The sequence below is a fragment of the Curvibacter sp. GW821-FHT09D12 genome (assembly GCF_059416245.1).
Genome location: NZ_JBWKOU010000030.1, coordinates 38,072 through 60,590, shown reverse-complemented (window position 1 = coordinate 60,590; position 22,519 = coordinate 38,072). Strand labels below are relative to the sequence as shown.

General features: G+C 66.5%; 20 protein-coding genes. 13 read left to right on the top strand and 7 right to left on the bottom strand.

Features of this window, described 5'->3' with window-relative positions; all coding sequences use genetic code 11:
- Positions 1 to 144: 144 nt before the first annotated feature.
- The 7 genes from hpaD (at position 145) to tsaA (ending at position 6,232) form a co-directional block, all read left to right on the top strand.
- Positions 145 to 1,020 carry a 3,4-dihydroxyphenylacetate 2,3-dioxygenase gene (gene hpaD, locus AC07PT_RS27660; protein WP_494658839.1) on the top strand — a complete coding sequence of 292 codons (876 nt, stop codon included), beginning with the start codon at positions 145 to 147 and terminating at the stop codon, positions 1,018 to 1,020.
- Positions 1,021 to 1,061: 41 nt separating this feature from the next.
- Entirely contained in the window at positions 1,062 to 1,865 is an 804-nt protein-coding gene (gene hpaH, locus AC07PT_RS27655) for a 2-oxo-hept-4-ene-1,7-dioate hydratase (RefSeq protein ID WP_494658838.1), read from the top strand.
- A gap of 8 nt (positions 1,866 to 1,873) precedes the next feature.
- Positions 1,874 to 2,692 (top strand): 4-hydroxy-2-oxoheptanedioate aldolase, encoded by an 819-nt coding sequence (hpaI, locus tag AC07PT_RS27650; protein WP_492350672.1) that lies wholly within the window; start codon positions 1,874 to 1,876, stop codon positions 2,690 to 2,692.
- Between the two features lie 12 nt (positions 2,693 to 2,704).
- On the top strand, positions 2,705 to 4,153 hold the full coding sequence (locus AC07PT_RS27645; RefSeq protein ID WP_494658837.1) for an NAD-dependent succinate-semialdehyde dehydrogenase: 1,449 nt from the start codon (positions 2,705 to 2,707) through the stop codon (positions 4,151 to 4,153).
- Between the two features lie 58 nt (positions 4,154 to 4,211).
- Positions 4,212 to 5,198 (top strand): Bug family tripartite tricarboxylate transporter substrate binding protein, encoded by a 987-nt coding sequence (locus AC07PT_RS27640; protein WP_494658836.1) that lies wholly within the window; start codon positions 4,212 to 4,214, stop codon positions 5,196 to 5,198.
- Between the two features lie 201 nt (positions 5,199 to 5,399).
- Positions 5,400 to 5,747 (top strand): winged helix-turn-helix domain-containing protein, encoded by a 348-nt coding sequence (locus AC07PT_RS27635; protein ID WP_494658835.1) that lies wholly within the window; start codon positions 5,400 to 5,402, stop codon positions 5,745 to 5,747.
- The gene (gene tsaA, locus AC07PT_RS27630) at positions 5,744 to 6,232 is read left to right on the top strand and encodes a tRNA (N6-threonylcarbamoyladenosine(37)-N6)-methyltransferase TrmO (RefSeq protein ID WP_494658834.1); all 489 of its coding nucleotides are present in this window, start codon (positions 5,744 to 5,746) and stop codon (positions 6,230 to 6,232) included. The genes AC07PT_RS27635 and tsaA overlap by 4 nt, the downstream gene beginning before the upstream one ends.
- Before the next feature lie 6 nt (positions 6,233 to 6,238).
- Here tsaA and AC07PT_RS27625 read toward each other — a convergent pair whose 3' ends face one another.
- Positions 6,239 to 6,505, bottom strand: a complete 267-nt coding sequence (locus AC07PT_RS27625) for a hypothetical protein (RefSeq protein WP_494658833.1) — start codon at positions 6,503 to 6,505, stop codon at positions 6,239 to 6,241.
- Positions 6,506 to 6,887: 382 nt separating this feature from the next.
- Between AC07PT_RS27625 and AC07PT_RS27620 the strand changes: the two genes are divergently transcribed.
- Positions 6,888 to 7,670, top strand: coding sequence for a MipA/OmpV family protein (locus AC07PT_RS27620; RefSeq protein WP_494658832.1), 783 nt, complete (start codon positions 6,888 to 6,890; stop codon positions 7,668 to 7,670).
- A gap of 27 nt (positions 7,671 to 7,697) precedes the next feature.
- On the opposite strand, the gene AC07PT_RS27615 is transcribed toward AC07PT_RS27620, so the two are convergent.
- The 3 genes from AC07PT_RS27615 to AC07PT_RS27605 form a co-directional block, all read right to left on the bottom strand.
- On the bottom strand, positions 7,698 to 9,092 hold the full coding sequence (locus tag AC07PT_RS27615) for a DUF1501 domain-containing protein (protein WP_494658831.1): 1,395 nt from the start codon (positions 9,090 to 9,092) through the stop codon (positions 7,698 to 7,700).
- A gap of 7 nt (positions 9,093 to 9,099) precedes the next feature.
- On the bottom strand, positions 9,100 to 10,842 hold the full coding sequence (locus AC07PT_RS27610) for a DUF1800 domain-containing protein (RefSeq protein WP_494658830.1): 1,743 nt from the start codon (positions 10,840 to 10,842) through the stop codon (positions 9,100 to 9,102).
- 91 nt (positions 10,843 to 10,933) lie between these two features.
- Complete coding sequence (locus AC07PT_RS27605; RefSeq protein WP_494658829.1) at positions 10,934 to 11,422, bottom strand: hypothetical protein; 489 nt, start codon at positions 11,420 to 11,422, stop codon at positions 10,934 to 10,936.
- A gap of 838 nt (positions 11,423 to 12,260) precedes the next feature.
- Between AC07PT_RS27605 and AC07PT_RS27600 the strand changes: the two genes are divergently transcribed.
- From AC07PT_RS27600 to AC07PT_RS27590, 3 genes are all read left to right on the top strand, one after another.
- Positions 12,261 to 12,587 (top strand): hypothetical protein, encoded by a 327-nt coding sequence (locus AC07PT_RS27600; protein ID WP_494658828.1) that lies wholly within the window; start codon positions 12,261 to 12,263, stop codon positions 12,585 to 12,587.
- Between the two features lie 87 nt (positions 12,588 to 12,674).
- The gene (locus AC07PT_RS27595) at positions 12,675 to 14,264 is read left to right on the top strand and encodes a DUF1800 domain-containing protein (protein WP_494658827.1); all 1,590 of its coding nucleotides are present in this window, start codon (positions 12,675 to 12,677) and stop codon (positions 14,262 to 14,264) included.
- A gap of 23 nt (positions 14,265 to 14,287) precedes the next feature.
- Positions 14,288 to 15,562, top strand: a complete 1,275-nt coding sequence (locus AC07PT_RS27590; protein ID WP_494658826.1) for a DUF1501 domain-containing protein — start codon at positions 14,288 to 14,290, stop codon at positions 15,560 to 15,562.
- A gap of 16 nt (positions 15,563 to 15,578) precedes the next feature.
- Here AC07PT_RS27590 and AC07PT_RS27585 read toward each other — a convergent pair whose 3' ends face one another.
- Both AC07PT_RS27585 and AC07PT_RS27580 read right to left on the bottom strand, forming a co-directional pair.
- Positions 15,579 to 16,544 carry a Bug family tripartite tricarboxylate transporter substrate binding protein gene (locus AC07PT_RS27585; RefSeq protein ID WP_494658825.1) on the bottom strand — a complete coding sequence of 322 codons (966 nt, stop codon included), beginning with the start codon at positions 16,542 to 16,544 and terminating at the stop codon, positions 15,579 to 15,581.
- Between the two features lie 33 nt (positions 16,545 to 16,577).
- Positions 16,578 to 17,699, bottom strand: coding sequence for an L-talarate/galactarate dehydratase (locus tag AC07PT_RS27580; protein ID WP_494658824.1), 1,122 nt, complete (start codon positions 17,697 to 17,699; stop codon positions 16,578 to 16,580).
- 114 nt (positions 17,700 to 17,813) lie between these two features.
- Between AC07PT_RS27580 and AC07PT_RS27575 the strand changes: the two genes are divergently transcribed.
- Complete coding sequence (locus AC07PT_RS27575) at positions 17,814 to 18,815, top strand: LacI family DNA-binding transcriptional regulator (protein WP_494658823.1); 1,002 nt, start codon at positions 17,814 to 17,816, stop codon at positions 18,813 to 18,815.
- Between the two features lie 215 nt (positions 18,816 to 19,030).
- Positions 19,031 to 21,415 (top strand): DNA polymerase II, encoded by a 2,385-nt coding sequence (locus tag AC07PT_RS27570; protein WP_494658822.1) that lies wholly within the window; start codon positions 19,031 to 19,033, stop codon positions 21,413 to 21,415.
- A gap of 520 nt (positions 21,416 to 21,935) precedes the next feature.
- On the opposite strand, the gene AC07PT_RS27565 is transcribed toward AC07PT_RS27570, so the two are convergent.
- Positions 21,936 to 22,418, bottom strand: a complete 483-nt coding sequence (locus AC07PT_RS27565) for a GreA/GreB family elongation factor (protein WP_494658821.1) — start codon at positions 22,416 to 22,418, stop codon at positions 21,936 to 21,938.
- Between the last annotated feature and the right edge of the window lie 101 nt (positions 22,419 to 22,519).

Genomic DNA, 22,519 nt, shown 5'->3' with positions numbered 1-22,519 from the left:
GCTACGAGGTGTTCTGCGAGCCCAAAAACGTCGCCGTTTCGCTGGGTAGCCACCACATCCCCCACTGGGGAGTTTGAGCCCGCGCTCGGGCATACCCCCCGAACACAAGTCACAAGTCAGAAGTCACAACCAAAGGAGTCAACCATGGGCCAACTCGCGCTTGCCGCCAAGATCACCCACGTCCCCTCGATGTACCTGAGCGAGCTGGACGGCCCGCACAAGGGCTGCCGCCAGCCTGCCATCGACGGCCACCTTGAAATCGGCCGCCGCTGCCATGAGCTGGGCGTGGACACCATCGTGGTGTTCGACACCCACTGGCTGGTCAACTCGGGCTACCACATCAACAACGCAGCGCACTTCAAGGGCATCTACACCAGCAACGAGCTGCCGCACTTCATCAAGAACATGCCGTACGAGTACGACGGCAACCCGGCTTTGGGTGATCTGCTGGCCCGGGCGGCCACAGCGGCCGGCGTGCCCACCCGCGCCCACTCTGACACCACACTGAATCTGGAGTACGGCACCCTGGTACCCATGCGCTACATGAACGCCGACCGCCGCTTCAAGGTGGTGTCGGTGTCGGCCTTGTGCACGGTGCACAACCTGGCCGACAGCGCTCGCCTGGGCCGCGCCATGCGTGAGGCCGTCGAACGCGACTACGACGGCAAGGTGGCCTTCTTTGCCAGCGGCTCGCTGAGCCACCGCTTTGCCCAGAACGGCGTGGCCGAAGAATACATGCACAAGATGTGGAGCCCCTACCTCGAAGAGTTCGATCACCATGTGGTCGAGATGTGGAAGAAGGGCGACTGGAAGACCTTCTGCGCCCTGCTGCCCGAGTACGCCGACAAGGGCCATGGCGAGGGCTTCATGCACGACACCGCCATGCTGCTGGGCGCCCTGGGCTGGGATGCCTACAGCGCTGGCGTCGAGGTGGTGACCCCGTTCTTCCCCAGCTCGGGCACCGGCCAGATCAACGCCATCTTCCCCGTGCAACCGCTGACGGCACCCGTCGCCGCCTGAGCCCCTCGCCCAACCCACTCCCGCCCCCAGCACGCACACCCATGTTGTCCCCAGAGACCCTGAAATCGCTCGCCCGCGAGCTTCAAGAGGCGCGCCGAACCCGTGCCCCGTTGCGCCATTTTTCGGCCCGCCACCCCGCCATGACGATCGAGGACGGCTACGCCATCCAACGCGAGTGGGTCAAGCTTGAGCTGGCCGCCGGCCGACGCATCAAGGGCCGCAAGATCGGCCTGACCTCGCGCGCCATGCAGATGGCCAGCCAGATCACCGAGCCCGACTACGCGCCCTTGATGGACGACATGTTCTTTGACAACGGCACCGACATCCCGGCCGCGCGCTTCATCGCACCGCGGGTGGAGGTGGAGCTGGCCTTCATCCTCGGCAAGCCCCTCAAGGGCCCCGAGGTGAGCCTGTTCGAAGTGCTGTCGGCCACCGACTACGTGGTGCCCGCCATCGAGATCATCGACGCCCGCATCGAGCAGTTCGACCGCGAAAGCGGCGCCCCGCGCAAGGTGTTCGACACCATCTCCGACTTTGCCGCCAATGCCGGCGTGGTGCTGGGCGGCCGCCCGGTCAAGCCACTGGACGTGGACCTGCGCTGGGTCGGCGCCCTGCTGCACAAGAACGGCGTGATCGAAGAGACCGGCCTGGCCGCCGCCGTGCTGAACCACCCCGCCACCGGCGTGGCCTGGCTGGCCAACAAGATCGCCCCGCACGGCGAGCAGCTCAACGCGGGCGACGTGGTGCTGGCCGGTTCGTTCACGCGGCCCACAGCGGCCAAAGTCGGCGATGCCTTCCATGCCGACTACGGCCCGCTGGGCTCGGTGTCTTTCCGTTTCGTGTGAGGCCAACGATGCAAGCCCTGAGCCCCAACCTGTTCAAACGCGCCCTGCAACAGGGCCAGACCCAGATCGGCCTGTGGGTCGGCCTGGCCGACGACAACGTGGCCGAGGCCCTGGCCGGCTGCGGCTTTGACTGGCTGCTGCTGGATGCCGAGCACGGCCCCAACGATGTGCGCACCGTGCTGTCGCAACTGCGCGCCGTGGCGCCCTACCCCGTGCACCCGGTGGTACGCCCGGTGGAAGGCCGCACCGCCTTGGTCAAGCAGTACCTCGATGTGGGTGCCCAGACCCTGCTGGTGCCGATGATCGACAGCGCCGAACAGGCGCGTGAGATGGTGCGCGCCATGCGCTATGCCCCGGCCGGGGTGCGCGGCATGGGGGCGGCCCTGGCACGCGCCTCGCGCTGGAACCAGGTGCCGCAGTATGTGCACCTGGCCGACGATGAGATGTGCCTGCTGGTGCAGGCCGAAACCACCGAGGCCCTGAGCCACCTGGCCGAGATCGCCCAGGTGGAGGGTGTGGACGGCGTGTTTTTTGGGCCGGCCGACCTGTCGGCCTCGATGGGCTACCGCGGCCAGGCCAACCACCCCGCCGTGCAGCAGGCCATCACCGAGGGCATTGCCACGGTGCGGGCTGCCGGCAAGGCGGCCGGCATCCTGATGGCCGACCCGGTGCAGGCCCGCCACTACCTGGCCGCCGGCGCGCAGTTCGTGGCCGTGGGCGTGGACACCACCTTGCTGGTGAACGCCGCCACCGCCCTGGCCCGCAGCTTCAAGCCTGCCACCGAAACCACCTTGGCTGCCGCACCGGCCGGCAGCAGCCCCTACTGAACCACCAAGCCCATGCTGACCCTGCAAGACCCCAGCCTGCTGAAGCAGGCCAACCTGATCGATGGCCACTGGGTGGCCGCCCGCAACGGTGCCACGCTGCCCGTGCACAACCCGGCCACAGGCGAGCTGCTCGCCCACATACCCGACGTGGGTGCCGAACAGACCCGCGAGGCCATTGCGGCCGCGCAGGCCGCCTTCCTGCAATGGAAAGAGCGCAGCGCCGAAGACCGCGCCCGCATCCTGCGCCGCTGGTTTGAGCTGATGCTGCAGCACCAGGACGATCTGGCCCTGCTGATGACCCACGAGCAGGGCAAGCCCCTGGCTGAAGCGCGCGGCGAGATCGCCTACGCGGCCTCTTACATCGAGTGGTACGCCGAGGAGGCGCGGCGCGTGTATGGCGAGATCATCCCCTCGCCCTGGCCCGACAAGCGCCTGCTGGTGACGCGTGAGCCCGTGGGCGTGTGCGCCGCCATCACGCCCTGGAACTTCCCGGCCGCCATGATCACCCGCAAGGTGGCCCCGGCCCTGGCCGCGGGCTGCACCATCATCGTGAAGCCGGCCACCCAGACCCCGCTGAGCGCCCTGGCCATGGCCGAGTTGGCCCAGCGCGCCGGGGTGCCGGCGGGGGTGTTCAACGTGCTCACGGGCGGGGCCCGCCCCATCGGCGCCGAGCTGACGGCCAGCCCGCTGGTGCGCAAGCTGACCTTCACCGGCTCGACCGAGGTGGGCCGCCTGCTGGCCGCCCAATGCGCGCCCACGCTCAAGAAGCTGTCGCTGGAGCTGGGTGGCAATGCGCCCTTCATCGTGTTCGAAGACGCCGACCTGGACCAGGCCGTGATCGGCGCGCTGGCCTCCAAGTACCGCAACACCGGGCAGACCTGCGTGTGCGCCAACCGCTTTCTGGTGCACGACAGCGTGTACGACGCCTTTGCCGCCAAGCTGGCGGCGGCCGTGCGCACCCTCAAGGTGGGCAACGGGCTGGAGGCCGATGTGGGCCAGGGCCCGCTGATCGACGAGCCGGCGCTGGCCAAGGTCGAAGAGCTGGTGGCCGACGCGGTGGCCGGGGGCGCCCAGGTGCTGACCGGGGGCCAACGCCATGCCCTGGGCCGCACCTTCTACGAGCCCACCATCCTGACCGGGGTGAGCCCGGCCATGCGCCTGGCCCAGGAGGAGATCTTCGGCCCCGTGGCCCCGCTGTTCCGCTTCCACACCGAGGCCGAAGCCCTGCAGATGGCCAACGACACCGAGTTCGGCCTGGCCGCGTATTTCTACACCCGCGACTCGGCCCGGACCTGGCGCGTGGGCGCCGCCCTGCAGTACGGCATGGTGGGCATCAACTCGGGCCTGATCTCGACCGCGGTGGCGCCCTTCGGCGGCATCAAGCAGTCGGGCTATGGGCGCGAAGGTGCACGCCAGGGCCTGGAGGAGTACCTGCACACCAAGTACCAGTGCATGGCCTGAAGCCGGCAGCCCTTTCAGTTTTCCGATTCCAGCCACCCTTCACAAAAAGAGAGACACCATGACAAGCACCCGGAGACTTTTCACCACCTTCTCGCTGGCGGCCGCCAGCCTGCTCGCCCTGGGGCAGGCCCAGGCCCAGCCCAACAGCTACCCCGCCAAGCCGATCCGCTGGGTGGTGGGCTACCCTGCCGGTGGCGGCACCGACTTTCTGGCCCGCACCGTGGGCGCCCAGTTGTCGCGCCAGCTTGGCCAGCCCATCCTGGTGGACAACCGCCCCGGAGCCGGCGCCTCCATCGCCGCCGACAACGTGGCCCACTCGCCGGCCGACGGCTACACGATGCTGTCGGCCGACAACGGCGTGCTGATCTACAACCCCGTGCTGTACAAGAAGCTGCCGTACTCGGCTGACAAAGACTTCGGTACCGTGGGCATGATGGGCCGTTCGCCGCTGCTGATCGTGGCCTCGCCCCAGGCCGGCCTGGCCGACGCCAAGGCCTTGCTGGCCGCGCTGCAGCGCAGCCCCGGCGAGCTGAGCATTGCCACCGCCGGCCAGGGCAGCCCGCACCACCTGGCGCTGGAGCTGTTCCAGCGTGAGTTTGGGGTGAAGATGCTGCATGTGCCCTACAAGGGAGGTGCCCCAGCCTTGCAGGACGTGATGGGCAACCAGGTGCCGCTGATGATGCTGGACCTGCCCAGCGGCATCAGCGCGGTCAAGGCCGGCAAGGTGGTTCCCCTGCTGGCCCTGTCGGGCGAACGCATCCCGCAGTTGCCCCAATTGGTCACCGCGCGTGAACTGGGCCACCCCGCGGTCGAAGCCTACACCTGGCAAGGCCTGGTGTTGCCGGCGGCCACCCCCAAGGAGATCGGCGCCCGCCTGGGCACTGAGCTGCAAAAGGCCATGGCCGATGCCGGCGTGCGGCAGAAGCTGTTCGATGCCGGCTGGGAGGCCCGCCCGGCCGACGCCGCTGACATGAACCGCCTGATCGACAGCGAGCGCAAGAAGTGGCAGCCGCTGATCAAGGCCCTGGGCATCACACTGGATTGATGCGCCCACCAGCCCGGTGCGGCCGCCGTGCCGGGCCTTGACTTGAACCATCGCCCAACCGGCACCCAGGGCAGGCCACTGTCCGCCGAACCGAGAGACCGCCGGCCTCTTGCCATCCAGACGGCTCAGGCTGGTGTGGCGGCCGGGCTAGGGCTGCGTTAGGATCCAAGCCAACAGCCCCTAAGAGAGTCTTCCAGCCCCATGACGACCAGTATCCAGTTTCGGCTCCGAATCCGACGCGAAGAAGAAATCGCCATTGGGCCTGGCAAGGTCCAACTGCTGGAGGCCATCGAGCGCACCGGCTCGATCTCTGCGGCTGGGCGAGAGCTCGACATGTCCTACCGGCGCGCCTGGCTGCTGGTCGACGAGCTCAACCGAAGCCTTCAAGAGCCCGCGGTGATGACCTCGGCAGGGGGTAGCCAAGGCGGTGGAACCAGCCTCACGGCGGTCGGCCAGGAAATCGTGAAGCGCTACCGCGAGATCGAAGCCAAGGCCGAACTGGCCGCCCGGGCCGACCTCAAAAAGCTGCTCAAGCTCCTGCGCCCATGAACGACGATGCGGTTCAATGCCGTCCGATCGGTGTGGTGCGCAGCCGCTTCACCGACCCCATTGGCATGCCCGTCCAAACGGCTGGTGCCCCGCATGAAGTGGCCTGCCTGGAGGTACACGAGGCCTTTGAGGCCGGGCTTCGCGACATCGAGGGCTTCGAGTTTGTCTGGCTGATCACCCATCTGCATCAGGTGCAGGTTGAGCGCCTGGAGGTCGTTCCCTTTCTGGACAACGAGCGCCACGGTGTGTTCGCCACCCGGGCACCGGCCAGACCCAACCGACTGGGTCTGAGCCTGGTTCGACTTCTGCGCCGAGAAGGCCGCTTGCTGCACTTCGCCGGCAACGACATGCTGGACGGCACGCCCGTGCTGGACATCAAGCCCTATGTCCCCAAGTTCGATGCACGCCAGACGGAACGTGTGGGCTGGTTCGCCAAGAACCTGCCCAGCCTGGAGCAGACGCGATCAGATGATCGGATGAGTTAGGGCGCGTTAATTGAACGCTTGCTCAGCCGGCGGCCCGACCCTTTGCAATGCAACCGCCAGGTCTTGTGCATCCACCGCTTTCAGCAAGAGGGACTGGGCAGCGCCATCGGGCCTCAAGAAGCTCAGCACCACATCGTTTGAGCCCATGACAGTTTCAAGCGCCCATTCCTCGACCTGAAGTGCGGGCCTGGCTTGGGTGTCGCAAGTGACCGCCGCGCGCACCCAGACGGTTTGCTCACCAGCGCTACCGCTGCCATCGTCCAGGACGGGCAAGGGTTGACGTCTCCCGAATGGCGCTGGGATCAAGGCCTCGCCCCATGAGGCCGCCGTATTGTCCTCCCTCGCCTCCCTCGAGGCGAGGGAGGGCGTGACGATGCCAGAGCGGATTGACTGCATGATGGTCGCCAGGTTCGTTATATTCTTCAGTATATAGTCCTTGCTTGTTGCGCGACAAGCAATCGGTGCCTTTCGTGAAGGGCAAGGGTGGCACACGGGTGGGTCACGGGTGGATAACGGTTGGGAAACGGGTGCGAGACGGGTGGGTCACCGCATGAAGCACGCCACACCTTGGTTGGATGGTCGCCCTGCCGGGCTTGGGTACACTCGCGCCGCAACCAGTCCCGGACGCTCGCTCGGGCGTCCCACCATCAAAAGCATGCCCACACCAAGCACCTTCAAAATTCCATGCCCCACCGGGGCCCTGATGGCCTCGCTGCTGGCCGCTTTGGCCACGCTGACGCCAGCGGCCGGTCGTTGTGAGGACACAGCCGCTAAGCCTGACGCCGAGGCCTTCAGCGGCGACATCGGCCTGGGCGTGTTGCATGGCGGCAGCTGCATTCAGGGCGTGCCGGCCCGAACCAGCGTGGTGCCTTATCTGAACTTCGAAAAAGGGCGTTTGTTTGCCCGCATCGATACCTTTGGCATCAAGACCCTGCCCCTGGGGGCCGGCCATCTGGAGCTGCTGGGCCAGGTGCGCAGCGATGGCTACAAAGGCGGCGGTTGGTCGGCGCGCAAAGACCCGGTGCCCCTGGGGCTGGGCACGCTGCAGATCACCCCGGTGGGCGCCTTTGGCGTGAATGTGCTGCACGACTTCGGCGCCTCGGGCGGCACCCTGGTGCAGGCGCGCTACCTGGCCGAGCTGCCGCTGGGGCGCGTCACGCTGTACCCCGAGCTGGGGCTGGAGCGACAGTCGTCGGGCTACACCCGCTACTACCTGGGCACCACGGCCGCCGATGCGGCTGCCGCTGGCCGGGCCTACCAGCCCGGTGCGGCCCTGAACCCCTATGTGGGCGGCCTGATTGAGCTGCCGGTGAGCGGCCCCTGGGTGCTGAACCTGTACCTGCGTCGGGTGTTCACCGACCGCAGCCTGGCCAACAGCCCCCTGGCCGGCCCGGGCCACCGCGATACGGCGCTGCTGGCACTGACCTGGCGCTACTGAGCGTTGTCGCGGTGGCCGGGCGAGCCCTCAAGCCCCCATGAAGGCCAGATTGCCCGTTGAATAGTTGCCGATGTTGGGCAGCACGCTGACCAGGTCGGTGGCCGACACCCCAAACCAGGTGGCCAAGGTGGCGGCGTACTGGTCCACCGCGGTCGACGGCAACAACCTGCCCTGCCCCACATCGTCAGGGCCGTTGTTGGCGATGACGGGCGGGGTGCCGACGAAGCCTTGCCCCTTGACCGCATCGCCCACCACAAAGTGCATGCTGCCCCAGCCATGGTCGGAGCCGTCGTTGTTGCTGACCAGGGTGCGGCCAAAGTCGGAGGCCGTGAATGCCGTCACCTGCTTGGCCACACCCAGCTCCACCGTGGCCTGGTGGAAGGCCCCCAGCGCGTCGCCCACCGTCTTCATCAAGCCTGGGTGAACGGCCAGCAGGCTGTCATGGGTGTCGAAGCCGCTGATGGACACGAAAAACACCTGGCGCTTGGCACCCAGGGTGGATCGAGCGGCGATCAGACGGGCCACCATCTTGAGTTGGTCCGCCAGGTTGTTGCCGCTCGGGAAGGGGGTGCTCAGGCTGACCCCGTTGAGGGCCGTGCTCACCTGGCTGTTGGCCGAAATGGAGCGGGCACCGACACGGGCGTACTCGTTCTCGAACAGATGGACCCGGGTGGCGGTCATGAGTTGATTCAACGCGCTGCTGCAGGCGGCCGAACCAAACAGTGGCGACTGCAGGCCCGCCACGGGCACCGAGCCGGTGGGGGTCATCTGGTATTGCACGGCCGACTTGCCGGACAGGTAGACCGCATTGCCCGACACACCGATCGCCGTGAAGGTGGCATTGCCATTGCCCGCGGCAAACAGGTCACCCATGCGGCCACCCCAGCCCGAGACGGCACCCTCGGGCGACTCGGACTGCCAGAACGACTGCTGGTCATTGTGCGAGAACAGCTTGGGCGGCAGCGGCACGGAGCCGGCGGTGTACTGGGCCTTGGTGGTGGGCTGGATCAGCGTGCCCACATTGAGCAAGACCGCCATCTTGCCGGCGTTGAACAAGGGCAGCAGGGGATCCAGCCCGGGGGCCAGGGCGTATTGCCGCCCACCGGGCAGCGCGTTGGCGGGCTGCAGCAGCAAGGGGCTCAGGCTGTTGCGGTCGATGGCCAGGTTGCTGCGAAACTGAAGCTGGGCGTTGTAGCTGGCCTGGTCATAGGGCAGCAGGGTGTTGGCGTAGTCGTTGCCGCCGTACAGAAAGACGCAGACCAGAGCCTTGTAATCGCTCGCAGTGGCGGCCGCGGCCTCGCCCATGGCGGCCAGGCTCAGGGCAAAGGGCGTGGCGCTGCCCGCCAGGGACAAGGCAGCACCGCGCTTCAAGAAGGCCCGGCGTGAGGCATTGTCGGGATGGAGCTTGGGGAAGTGGTTCATGACAGCCTCACTTTTGCGTGATGTACTCAGGACTGGCCAGCACCAGGGTCAGGGCGGCTTCGATGCGCCGCAGCTGCCCCGCCGGCGTGCTGGTCGAGACGGTGGCCACCGCGCTCTGGATCAGGTTCAAAGTGGCGGCCGAAACCTGGCCGCCCGCCAACACCTGGTTGATCTCGGACAACAGAGCGGCCGGATCATTGGCCAGGGGCAGCAAGCTGCTGTAGTCGGCCGTCAAATCCCCGGCCCCGCTGCCGGCCACGACGCGCTGCATCCAGTTCACATAGCCGGCCACCGATGATTCGTTGGTGATCTGGAACTCGGGCCCGCACAGGTTCTGGCTGGCCAGCGCCGTGCCCGGCGGCACATAGCCGGGCCGATAGAAGTTGAACACCGAGCCCGAGCGCATGGGGCTTTGCCCCAGGCGGGTGGCCGGGTCTGAGGTGTCGCCAATGGCCCACTGCCCCGATGGCGAGGTGGCACCGTACGCGCGTGCCCAATTCAGGAAGCGGACCACCGGCTCGCGCAGCTTGCCATAGCTGGGCGAGGCGGCCAGGCTGGCATTGCGGGCCTCCGGGTCGAGCAAGATGGCGCGGATGACCGCCTTCAGGTCACCCCGAACGCCCACCCCGTTGTTGCCGAAGGCAGCGGCCACCCGCGACACATAGGCCGCACTCGGGTTGCTGGTGACCAGGCGCTGGATCAGCTGCCGCCCAATGAAGGGGGGCAGGTTGGGGTGATTGAACAAGGTGTCGAGCGCGGTGTTGAGGGCATCGAGCGCTTGGGTGCCCGCGGCAATGGTGGTGCCGAGAAAGCTTTTGCTGCCCGTCTCGTAGTTGCTGGCGTGGTTCACCAACGGCCGCATCTGGTAATCCGGTGGGTATGGCGCGGTCAAACCGGCCACGTCGACGTTCCACCCCGTGAAGACACGCGCCAGCCCGCTGACATCGGCTTGTTGGTAGGTCTCAAGGCCCGCACCGTGGCTGCCCGTCTTGACGCTGCCGTCAGCATTGAGCTGCAGCAGGCCAATGGTGAAGAGCTGCATCAACTCACGGGCGTAGTTCTCGTCGGGCTCGCTGCCCGTGCTGGGGTTGGCTTTGAGGTTGCCCCGGTAAGTCAGGTAGTACGCCATGGCCGGGCTCAGCGTGATGTCTTGCAGCAGCTGGCGGTAGTTGCCGAAGGCGTTCGCCTCCAGGAGGTCGAGGTAATGCCCCACGGAGAACTGCCGCCACTGCGCATTGATGCCCAGCACCGAGACCACACAAATCTCTGACAAGGCCAGCACCAGGCGTTGGCGCAGCGGGTCGCCCGAGCTGATGAACTTGCGCCACAGGGTGTTGTCCAGACCGGTGGTGTTGTTGATGTGGCTGGCATCGGCATAGCCGTTGGCCTTGAGCCAATCGCAATGGCCCTGACTGGTCGGGGCATTGAACTGTGCCGTGATCCAGTCGCTGTAGTTGCTAGCCATCAGGGTGTTGAGGTCGGCCCGGCTGTAGCCCAGCGTGGCCTGGCTCAGAAACCGGCCGGCGTCGGCCGCGCTGGGGCCTGCGACGGTCACCGCCAAGGCCTTGGTCTCAACCGAGCCGCTGGCCAGGCCGGCCTGGCCCTCCCCGCCCCCACAGGCCGCCAGCGTGGTCAACAGCAGGCCCGCCCCGGCCGTGGCGGCCACGCGCCCAGGGGCTTCGGGCCACTGCGCCGGTGGCAGCGAGCCCACATCATCGTTCGGCATCGGGGTCTCCAGGTCGGTCAACATGGCGGTTCCTTTCCTTGGTCAATCCCTTGCGGGCGGTGGCATGGGCAGGCTGGCCAGCACCGTTGGGGTGCACAACGCGCCGGCCTTGCCTTTACAGGCTACGGCTGGCGTCGCGCAAGGCCAGATCGGTGGCCCGGATGGCCTCATCGATGTGGCGGATCGCGCGATCCCGCAGGCCGCGCACATCGGCGTAGTCCTCTTCGCGGGCGATGTCGTTGTGCGCCTTGCGCAACAGTTCCATGGCACGGTTCAGGCGGCCGCGGCCGTCCAGGCGTTGGTCTACCGGCGGGTGGTCGTCCAGGTTCTTGCCATCGTCCAGGGCCGCGCGTTTGATCTCGTTGATGGCCTCATTGACGCGCTCCATGGCCGCCTCTTCATCGACGGTGACCCGCAAGTCCCCCGGGCGGTGCGAGAGCAGCCAGCGCGCGGCGCGCAAATCGCTCAAGGCGTGCAGGTAGGCGGGGTGCTCGGCGCGGTATTGCACGCGCAGCGGCTGAGGCGCGGGTTGGGCAGGCACCATCTGCACGGCGCAAGCCATCAAGGGAAGCGTGAGCAAAAGGCTGTAGGGCCAGGTTTTCATGGATTCTCCTCGTGAAGGTCTGGTGGGGGCGAGGGGTCTCGATTCAGGCCCTGGCCAGAAGGCGCAACAAGCGCCGGGCCCACATTCGTCTGCCCCGGGCAGCGCTGGCCGACTGCGGCCCGGGTGACCTGCCCTGAGGGCAGGACCGCACCTGCCCGGCTGGCGAGGCGAGCTCGCCTGAGCGGGTCTCACGGGCAATCTCTGAATCCGAGAACATCGGTTGCGCGGGCAGTTTCATGGTCGTTCAACAAGGTCGCCTACGGGCTTGATCCATTTGTAGCGAATACGTTACCGTTCGTTAACTGACCAGGCACTGACTGCCCCGTGATACCCGACAGCCCACCCAGCGTTCGACCGCTGGCAGGCGAAGCGGTGGCACAGTTCGCTCAGGGAGAGAATCCGTTTTGACCAAGCTGCCCGCGTTTGAAAGGCAGCGCAGACGACGCTGTTTTGAAGGCCTTCCCATGGAGCGCGACACGATTCCGTCCCAGCTTTTTACTGAAGAGACGACACCCAGGCGCCGCCCGCCCACCCGAAAGATCGGGGGCCTGGGCGTGGTCGTGATCGCGGCACTTTTGGCCCTGGGGGGCCTCGCCCTGACCAAACTCATCCAATGGCTTGTCAGGCCAGCCAAGAAGTAGAAGAGGCCGGGCCTGCCCCCGCCGGAGCCGCCTGAGCCACCGGCCAAGGCCGGCCCGCACCACGCAAGCCCGCCGCGCTGAGCGTCAAGGTTTACGCAAGCGATACGCAAGCCGGGTCAACTGCGGTTTCCAGGCCCACGTTGTAGGCCCAGGGTACCCAAAACCACTCAACCGCAACATCCAAGCAGGAGATCACCATGAAAAAGCAAGTCATCCTCGGTGCCGTTCTCACCACCCTGGCCTTGGCCGGCTTTGCGCAAACCCCTGCCGCCACCTGGAAGCAGGAGCACCCGCGACGCGCTGAAGTGAATCAACGCCTGGCGAACCAGAACAAACGCATCCAGCAAGAAGCCAAGAGCGGCGAGATCAGCGCCTCCCAAGCGGCTGCGCTGCACCGCGAAGACCATCAGATCCGGCAAGAGGAGCGCAGCATGGCCTCGCTCAACGGCGGTCACATCACCAAGGCAGAACAAAAGGCACTGAACCAGCAGGAGAACAGCGTCAGCCGGCAGATCGGCAAGTAAGCCACCGGCTGCAAGGGCCTTGCCAAGTGCAGCGCTTGTTTTTCAAGCCCCGGGGCCTCTGGCCCCACCTCTGACACCACCGCCATCATGACCCTGAACCCAAGCCAACTGAGCCGACGCCAACTGCTGAACCTGGGGCTGGGTCTGCCCCTGCTGACGGGTGTTGGCCTGGGGCCAGCACGGCCTGCCTGGGCCCAGGCCATGCCGCCGCCACAGGCAGACACCCTTCACCTGTTGAACCGCCTCAGCTGGGGCCCGAGCCCGGCGCAGGTGCAACAGGTGCAGCAGCTGGGCCCCGAGGCCTGGCTGGAAGAGCAGCTGCATCCCGAACGCATCCCCTTGCCAGAGGGCCTGGTGCGCACGCTGCAGGCGCTGCCGTCCACCCAGCTCAGCCAGCGTGAGGCCGTCACGCAATACCGCAACGCGGCCCAGCAGGCCCGGCGCGACCCCGGGGCGGGCAAAGAGGCGCGGCAGGACATGCTCAAGCAGGTCAGCCTGGAGGCCGGCGAAGCCCGGCTCTTGAACAGCCTGATCAGCCCCCGCCAACTGCACGAAGTCATGGTGGATTTCTGGTTCAACCACTTCAATGTGTTTGCCGGCAAGGGGCTGGATCGCGTGCTGGTTGAAAACTACGAACAAGAGGCCATCCGCCCCCATGCCCTGGGCCGTTTCCGCGACCTGCTGGGTGCCACGGCCCACCACCCGGCCATGCTGTTCTACCTGGACAACTGGCAATCGGTCGCGCCCGGCTTTCAGCCACGGCACCCCGGAGCCAAGAATGCGCCAACCGGCCTCAACGAGAACTACGCCCGAGAGCTCATGGAGCTGCACACCCTGGGCGTCGAGGGGGGTTACAGCCAGAGCGATGTCACGGAACTGGCCCGCATGCTGACCGGCTGGACTTTCGATCTGCGTGCCCGTGGCCCGTCCCTGTTTGTTTTCGAGGCGCCACGCCATGACACGGGCAGCAAACGCTGGCTGGGTCAAACCGTGGCATCAGCCGGCCAGGCCGAGGGCGAGTGGGCGCTTGACCAGTTGGCCCGCCACCCGGCCACGGCCCGGCACATCAGCTTCAAGCTGGCCCAATACTTTGTGAGCGACGACCCACCCGCCGCCCTGGTCGATCGACTGGCCCAGCGCTTTTCTGCCACCGATGGCGATGTGCGTGCGCTGCTGAAGACCCTGGTCACCAGCCCCGAGTTTCGGGACCCGGCCCACCATGGGGCCAAGTTCAAGACCCCCCAGCGCTATGTGCTGTCGGCCTTGCGCGCCGCGGCCGTGCCCGTGGTGAACGTGCGGCCCTTGCTGGGCGCACTGCGGCAACAGGGCATGCCGCTGTATGGCTGCCCCACCCCGGACGGTTACAAAAACACCGAGCAGGCCTGGCTCAACCCCGAAGCCATCACGCGCCGAGTCAACTTTGCAAGCGCACTGGCTGCGGGGCGGCTGCATCTGGATCGCCCGGCACCCGCCCTGGCCACGCCGGGGCGCGGGGGCGGCAACCAACCGCCCCCTGGCGAGTCATCGCCGCGCCCTGCTCAGGCACTCGATGCCGGTACCTTGCTGGCCGCGCTGGGCAGCAGCATCTCGGCCCCGACCCGTGAGGCCGTGCAAAAAGAGCGCGTGGATTTGCAGGCAGCACTGGTTCTTGGCAGCCCCGATTTCATGCGCCACTGACTTTCGTCGACTGGAGCCCCCTCATGCAACGCAGAACCCTGATGTGCGCCAGCCTGGCCGCCGTGACGACGATCCCTTTGGGCCAATATGCGCTGGCGGCTGTGCGCACCGATGCCCAAGCGTCTGAAAGGCCGCGTCGCCTGGTGGTGGTTTTTTTGCGGGGGGCGGTTGATGGCCTGAACGTGGTGGTGCCCTACGCCGACCCCGGGTACGCGCGCAGCCGCCCCACCATCGGCCTGCGCGCGCCAGGCCAAGACGGGGGCACCCTCGACCTGGACGGCCAGTTTGGTCTGCATCCAGCCCTGGCGCCGCTGATGCCCCTGTGGCGTGCCGGCCAACTGGGCTTTGTGCACGCTTGCGGCTCGCCGGACCCGAGCCGTTCGCACTTTGATGCGCAGGACTACATGGAATCCGGCACACCGGGCCGCAAGGCCACCGAGGATGGCTGGATGAATCGGCTGCTGGGGCAGCTGCCACAGGAGGGCACGGCCCCAGGGCCGGCGCCCACGCGCGGCATCAGCGTGGGGCCGGTGCTGCCACGCATCTATGCGGGCCCGCAGGCGGTGGCCAATCTGGCCACGGGTGATGCGGCCAGCAAACCCATGGCCTTGGACCGTCCGCGGGTGGGGGCGGCCTTTGACAAGCTGTACGCAGGCCAAGACAAGCTGGCCACGGCCTACCAGGCATCGCGCCAGGCCCGCCGCGAAGTGATGGACTCGCTGCAAGGTGATGAGGCCATGAGCCAGGAGATGGCGGCAGCCAACAACGGCGCACCGCTGCCCAACGGCTTTCCGGCCGATGCCGCCCGTTTGGCCAAGCTCATGCGAAATGACCCTCGGGTCCAGCTGGCTTTCATGGCGGTCGGTGGCTGGGACACCCACGCCAACCAGGGCGCAGCCACCGGGCAGCTTGCCAATCGCCTTCAACCCCTGGGGCAAGGCCTGGCCAGCCTGGCCCAGGGCCTGGGCCCGGTGTTCGAAGACACCGTGGTGTTGGTGATGTCCGAGTTTGGGCGCACGGTTCGGCAAAACGGCAATGGCGGCACCGACCACGGGCACGGCAATGTGGTGTGGGCACTCGGTGGCCCGGTCGCTGGCGGCAAGGTGCATGGCCGCTGGCCGGGGCTGGAGCCCCAAGCGCTTTACGAAGGCCGCGATCTGGCCGTGACCACCGATTTCCGTGCCATGCTGGCCCAGGTGGCCAGTCGCCATCTGGGGCTGGCGGACCCGCAGCTGGCAGCGCTGTTGCCCGGTTTTCAGGCCCCTGTGGACTTGCGGCTGGACTTGATCCGTGGCTGAGGGTGGACGACCCTGATCAATCCACGCTGATCTTGCCCTGCTCAATGACCTGCCTCCAGCGGGCATGTTCGCGCGCCTGAAACTCGGTGAACTGCTCGGGCGTGCTGCCAACCACCTCAAAGCCCAGCTCCAGCAGCGGTTGCCGCACGGCCGGCTCGTTGAGGATGGACAGCACCGCGGCATGCAGGCGGGTGCGAACCTCGGCGGGCACGCCCTTGGGCAAGACCACCGCTTGCCACGAATAGACCGTGGCGCCCTTGTAGCCCAGCTCGTCCATCGTGGGCACCTCGGGCAACAGCGGCGAGCGCTGGCTGCTGGTGATGGCCAGGGCACGCAGCTTGCCGGCGCGCAGGTTGGGCAAGGCGGTGTTGATGTTCATGAACGAGGCATCCACCTGACCTCCGAGCAGGTCCTGCAGCGCGGGCACGCCGCCTTTGTAGGGGATGTGCAGGCCGGTGGTGTGGGTTTCGAGCCAGAACAGTTCCGCAGTCAAGTGATCGCTGGTGCCATTGCCCGCCGAGGCAAAGCTCAGCTTGCCGGGTTGGGCCCGCATGCGCTCCAGCATCTGGGGCACGGTCTTGTCGGGTGAGCCGGCGCGCACCGCCAGCACATTGGGGGCCTGCACGAGCACGCTCAGGTCGTCAAAATCTTTCAAGGGGTCGTAGCCCAGGCCCGATTTCAAGTGGGGGCCGATCACCAAGGGGCCGAGCGAGGTCACCAGCACCGTGTGGCCGTCGGGCGAGGCCCGTTTCGCCACCGCCGTGCCGAGGGTACCCCCTGCCCCAGGCGTGTTCTGAACCACAAAGATGCCGCCCCCCAGCTTGGCGGGCAGGCGGTTGGCCAGGGTGCGGGCCACGGAGTCGGTGGTGCCACCTGGCGGAAAGGGCACGATCAGGGTGACGGGACGGTCGCCGGGCCAGCCTTGGGCTTGAGCCAGCAAGGTGGTGCAGGCCAGTGTGAATGCAGCAATCAGGGCTTTCATCATGTCTCCTCGGGTGGGTATCGTGGTCCGGCCTCAGGCCGAGAAGCTGGCTTGCTCACGCGTCCAGTGGCGGGCCTGCTCGCTCAGCGAGAGGCCCAGGCCCGGGCGGCTGGGCACCAGCATCCGCCCGTTGCGGATTTCGATGCGTTCGTTGAACAAGGGCTCCAGCCAGTCAAAGTGCTCCACCCAGCCTTCACGCGGATAGGCGGCCGCCAGGTGGATGTGCAGCTCCATCGCAAAATGCGGGGCCACCAGCAAACCGGCATGGTCGGCCTGGGCGGCCACCTTGAGGTAGGGGGTGATGCCGCCCAGGCGCGGCGCATCGGGCATCAGAAAATCCGCGGCCCGGTGGCGGATCAAGTCCATGTGCTCGGCAGCGCTGGTGAGCATCTCGCCGGTGGCGATCGGGGTGTCGAAAGCCTGGGCCAAGGCGGCGTGGCCCTCGTGGTCGTAGGCATCGAGCGGCTCTTCGATCCACACCAGGTTGAAGGGTTCGAACGCCCGGCACATGCGTTGCGCGGTGGGGCGGTCCCACTGCTGGTTGGCGTCCACCATGATGGCCACCCCCTCGCCCAGGTGGGAGCGCACCGCCTGCAAACGCGCCAGGTCCAGCCGGCCATCGGGTTGGCCCACCTTGAGCTTGATGCCGCCGATGCCCCGTTCGATCGAGGCCGCCGCGTTGACCAGCAACTGCTCGGTCGGTGTGTGCAAAAAGCCCCCCGAGGTGTTGTAGCAGGGCACCGAATCGCGGTAGGCGCCCAGCAGCTTGGCCAGCGGCAATTGGGCGCGACGAGCCTTGAGGTCCCACATCGCCACGTCGAAGGCCCCAATGGCCTGGGTGGCCATGCCGCTGCGCCCCACCGAGGCACCGGCCCAGCACAGCTTGTCCCACAGCTTGCCGATGTCGCTGGCGTCTTCGCCCAGCAGTGTGGGCGCCACTTCACAGGCATGGGCAAACTGGCCCGGTCCCCCGGCCCGCTTGGCGTAGCTCAGGCCCAGGCCGCGCTGGCCATCGGCGGTTTCCATCTCGACAAACAGCATGGCCACCTCGGTCATGGGCTTTTGCCGGCCCGTCAGCACCTTGGCGTCGCTGATGGCTTGGGCCAGTGGCAGGTAGCAGGACGAAACCTGCAATCGGGTGATGCGTGAATCCATGGCTTGTTAACGTTAACAAATTGATTGAAAAAAGAAGCAGGCCGATGCCTGCCGACGCAAATGTTATCGTTAACATGACTTCGATGCTTGGTGGTTTTCCCTGATCATTGCTCGATGTCCTCTTCTCAGCCGCCCAAAGCCACCACCTTGCACGATGTCGCCCAGGTGGCCGGGGTGTCGTTCATGACCGTGTCGCGCGCGTTGAACACGCCCGATCGTGTGTCACCCGCCACGCTGGACAAGGTGCGCCAGGCGATTGCAGCCACCGGCTACATCCCGAATCGGTTGGCCGGGGGTTTGAAATCCAGGCGCAGCATGACCGTGGTGGGCCTGGTGCCCATCATTTCGGTGGCCCAGTTTCTGCCCACCGTGCGCGCCCTGACCGAAGCCCTGGATGAGCAGGGCTACCAGTTGATCCTGGGCCAGATGGGCTACGACCACGCCCGGGAAGACAAGCTGATCACCACCATGATGGCGCGCCGCCCCGATGGCTTTGTGGTGATCGGCAAACTCAACTCTGCCGCCGCTCGCCAGCAACTGCGCGCCGCCGGCATTCCCGTGGTGGAGACCTGGGACCTGGTGCCCGACCCGGTGGACATGGTGGTGGGCTTTTCGCACCAGCAGGTTGGGCGGGCCGTGGCCGATCATTTTCTGGCGCGCGGCCTGACCCGCCTGGCCGTGGCCACCGGGGATGACGACCGGGCCCAAAGCCGGCTGGCCGGGTTTTTGGAGCGTGTGGGGCATGAGGTCCCCGTGGTGGTCAACCCCGCCCCCAGTAGCCTGGCGCACGGTCGCCAGGCCCTGACCGGCCTGCTGAAGCAAGACCCACAACTGCAGGCGGTGTATTGCAGCTCGGATGTGCTGGCACAGGGGATCCTGGTCGAGGCCGCCGCCAGGGGCCTGCGCATTCCGCAGGACCTGGCCGTGTGTGGCTTTGGCGATGCCGATTTTGCGGAACACCTGTTCCCCTCACTCAGCTCGGTGCGGGTGGATGGTGCATGGATCGGGCGCCAGGCCGCTCAGATGATGCTGGACCGCTGTGCCGGCAAAACGCCGCCTGAGCGCAGGGTGGACGTGGGGTTCAGTGTGGTGGCTCGGGCCTCGAGCGGCGGTTGAGGCGGGGCGGGCTCAGAACCAGGCCCAGATGCGGCGCAGCAAAGCGGGAGCCGGGCGGGCGGGACGGAAGACGTAACGGGGTGCTTTGTACATGGGCTTCTCGGTGCGAGGAGTATTGCTCAATACTGTACAAAAAATCAGTATCATGAGCAAGGCCTCCAAAAACCTCCGACCTGTTCATCCCTGTCGTCAGCCAGCGCCCTCTGCTCTCACTGATGTCCTACTCGCCCGCACCCACCGAGCTTCCGGGCTTCATCCTGACACGCCACTGGCGCGATCTCGCTGAGGGGACCGAGATCGAATACTGGCTGGCCACCGACCAGGGGCCGATGAAGGTGCTGTTGACCCAGCAGACCTCGGTCGCCTTTGTGTCGGCCCACCATCGGGCGGTGGTCGAGGCCCAGTTGGCCAAGCTGCCAGGCCTGGAGCTCAAAGAGCTCGGTTTGAAAACCTTCGACCAGGCGCCCGTGCTCGGTGTCTATGCCCGCAGGTTCCGCGACCTCAGCAAGCTGGCGCAAGCCCTTCAGCCTCTGCAGATCCCACTCTATGAGGCCGATGTGCGCCCGCACGACCGATACCTGATGGAGCGGTTCATCACCGCCGGTGTGCTGGTCGAGGGCGGGCTGCGCGAAGGTTCTACCCTGGTCAACGGCCGCTTGAAGCCCTTGCCGGCTTGGCGCCCGACCTTGAAGGTGGTGTCGCTGGACATCGAAACGAGCGCGACCGAGGCGCTGTACTCGATCGCCTTGGACGGTGCGGGCGACCGGGTGGTGTTCATGCTGTCGCCGGCGCCAGCGCCGGCCGAGCCAACGAGGGACTTCAGGCTGGTGTACTGCCCCACTCGCCAGCAGATGATCGAGCAGCTCAATGCCTGGTTTGCGGCCCATGACCCCGACGTCATCATCGGCTGGAACGTGATCCAGTTCGATCTGCGGGTGCTGCAGAAGGCGGCCGACGCGTGCGCCGTGCCACTGCTGCTGGGGCGCGAGCATCGCCCCATCGCGTGGCGCACCCACCCGGGCCGCCAGGGCTACCTGTTCGCCCCCATGCCGGGCCGCGTGGTGATCGATGGCATCGAAGCCCTGAGGGCGGGCATGTGGAGCTTTCCGTCGTTCAGCCTCGAATCGGTCTCACAGGCCCTGCTGGGCGAGGGCAAGGAGATCGGCGATGCCTATGACAAGATGGCCGAGATCGAGCGGCGCTACCAGGAAGACAAGCCCGCGCTGGCCAGCTACAACATCCAGGACTGCGCGCTCGTGTTGCGCATCTTCGACCAGTTGGAGCTGCTGCCCTTCATGCTCGAACGAGCCCAGACGACGGGTTTGCAGGTGGATCATTTTGGCGGCTCCATCGCCGCGTTCAGCCACCACTACCTGCCACGCATGCACCGCCTGGGCTACGTGGCCCCGAACGTGGGGGACATCGCGGCCCAGGCCTTCCCGGGCGGCTATGTGATGGACTCCAACCCGGGCTTCTACGACTCTGTGGTGGTGCTGGACTACAAGAGCCTGTACCCCTCCATCATCCGGACCTTTCTGGTCGACCCCGTGGGCCTGGCCGAGGGATCGCACGCGGATGCCGGGGGCGGTCTGGTTCACGGGCCGCAAGGCACGCTGTTCTCGCGCGACAAGCACTGCCTGCCCGACATCGTGACCACCTTGTCGACGGCCCGGGACGAGGCCAAGCGCTCGCGCAACCAGCCGCTGTCGCAGGCCCTGAAGCTGCTCATGAACTCCTTTGCCGGCGTGTTGGGGGCCTCGGAGTGCCGATTCTTCAACCCGAAGTTGGTGTCCGCAGTGACCCTGCGCGGCCACGAGGTGATGAAGCTCACCCGCGTGTGGGTGGAGCAGCGCGGCTATCAGGTCATCTACGGCGACACCGACTCCATCTTCATCTGGCTCAAACGCCAACACCCCAACGCCGAGGCCCACGCCATTGCGGCCAGCCTGGTGCAGCAGATCAACGCGTGGTGGACCCGCAAGCTGCGTGAGGAGCGGCAACTGGAGAACTATCTCGAAATCGAGTTCGACACCCACTATGCCAAGTTCTTCATGCCCACCATCCGAGGCTCGGAGGTCGGCAGTAAAAAGCGATACGCCGGCCTGAGCGTCGATGAAGCGGGGCGTGAGGAGATGGTCTACCGCGGGTTGGAGATGGCGCGCAGCGACTGGACCGCGCTGGCCCGGCAGTTTCAGGAGGGCCTGCTGTCGCGCATCTTCCACGGCGAGCCCTACCGGGCCTATGTGGCCGACTACGCGCGCTCGATGCTGGAAGGCCAGATGGATGCGCTGCTCGTCTACCGCAAACGCCTGCGCCATGCACTGGATGCCTACCAGGTCAACACCCCACCCCAGGTGCGCGCAGCACGCCTGGCCGACGCCCACAACGCCCGGCTGAACCGCCCCCAGCAATACCAGCGCGGGGGCTGGATCCAGTACGTGATGACACAGAGCGGCCCCGAGCCCCTGGAAGCGCGACACGCCCGCATTGACTATGAACACTACCTCACCAAGCAACTCCAGCCCATCGCCGATGCGATTCTCCAGCCCTTGGGCGACAGCTTTCTGGCCTTGACCAGCGCGCAGAAGCTGCTGTTTTAATCGACAACAAAGTCCGTCCGTGGTCGTGACGAGTCGTCGTCTGTTTGAACTCTTGAGCCGCCTGGTCAGGCCACACGCATGGGGCACCCCGGCCAGTGGCTCGCGGCTGATCCCTGCGTTGGATGCCGGCAAGGCGACGGAGCGCGCGGTTCCGAGCACCAACCTGTGGCATACCTCAACCGTCGCGGTGTCGTAAAAACTGGCGACGAGAATACCAAAGCGCACCGAGTCCCAACAAGAGATACGCCACGCATGCCAGCACGAAGGTCTTGGGGTGATCCTCGAAGTGGATGACCCTCGGGTGAGGGCCTTTGCCTATCTGCCATCTGTCTTCCACGATGGACCTCAGCGTGACGAAAACGAGCACGCCCCCCGCGATGCCCGCTGGCAATGGCGACCGTATACGCGGCCCCCCATCCGGGTCATAGGTCAACCTTTCCCAGAGCGTCATGGCCTCCATCATCGCTCCATTCGACGTGTTTGGCGCAATAGGGCGTGCTTGCCAGTGGGCTGCTCTCAATCATGCCACCTGCAACACCTCAAACCGCTGGCGGACAGGCCCGGTGCCAATCACCACCTCATCCCCCTCCCCTTTGCCCAGCAAAGCGCGGCCCAGCGGCGCATCGCTGCTGATGACCTGAACGATCTGGGTGCCGCTGTGCAGCTTCATGCTGCCGCCGGCAGGGCCCAAGAAAAGGTGCTGCTGCTGGCCGTTGGGATCGGCCAGGCAGACCCGTGCGCCCAACTGGATGCCCAGGCCGGCATCGTAGGGGCGTGGACGAAACTGGCGCCAATGGGCCAGGGCCTGGCGGATGGCCTCGGCGCGGCGCGCCTGGCCGGTGGCCAGGTAGGCGGCTTCGAGGCCCAGGGTATCGTATTTGTTCTCGGCGATGTTTTCTTCGTGGGTGGCCGCTTCATGGGCCTCGCGCAAAGCCTGTTCGACCTGCAGCAGGTCTTGGGCCAGGCGGTCCAACACCTGCTGCTGGAGCATTGACTTGTCCATGGTGGATGAGAGTGGGGCGGCTCGCATCAGCGATGCGTGCAAAGGAGGAAGGGGGCAGCTTGGGGTGATGAGGAACAGGCCCTCACCGGTTGAGGCGCGCT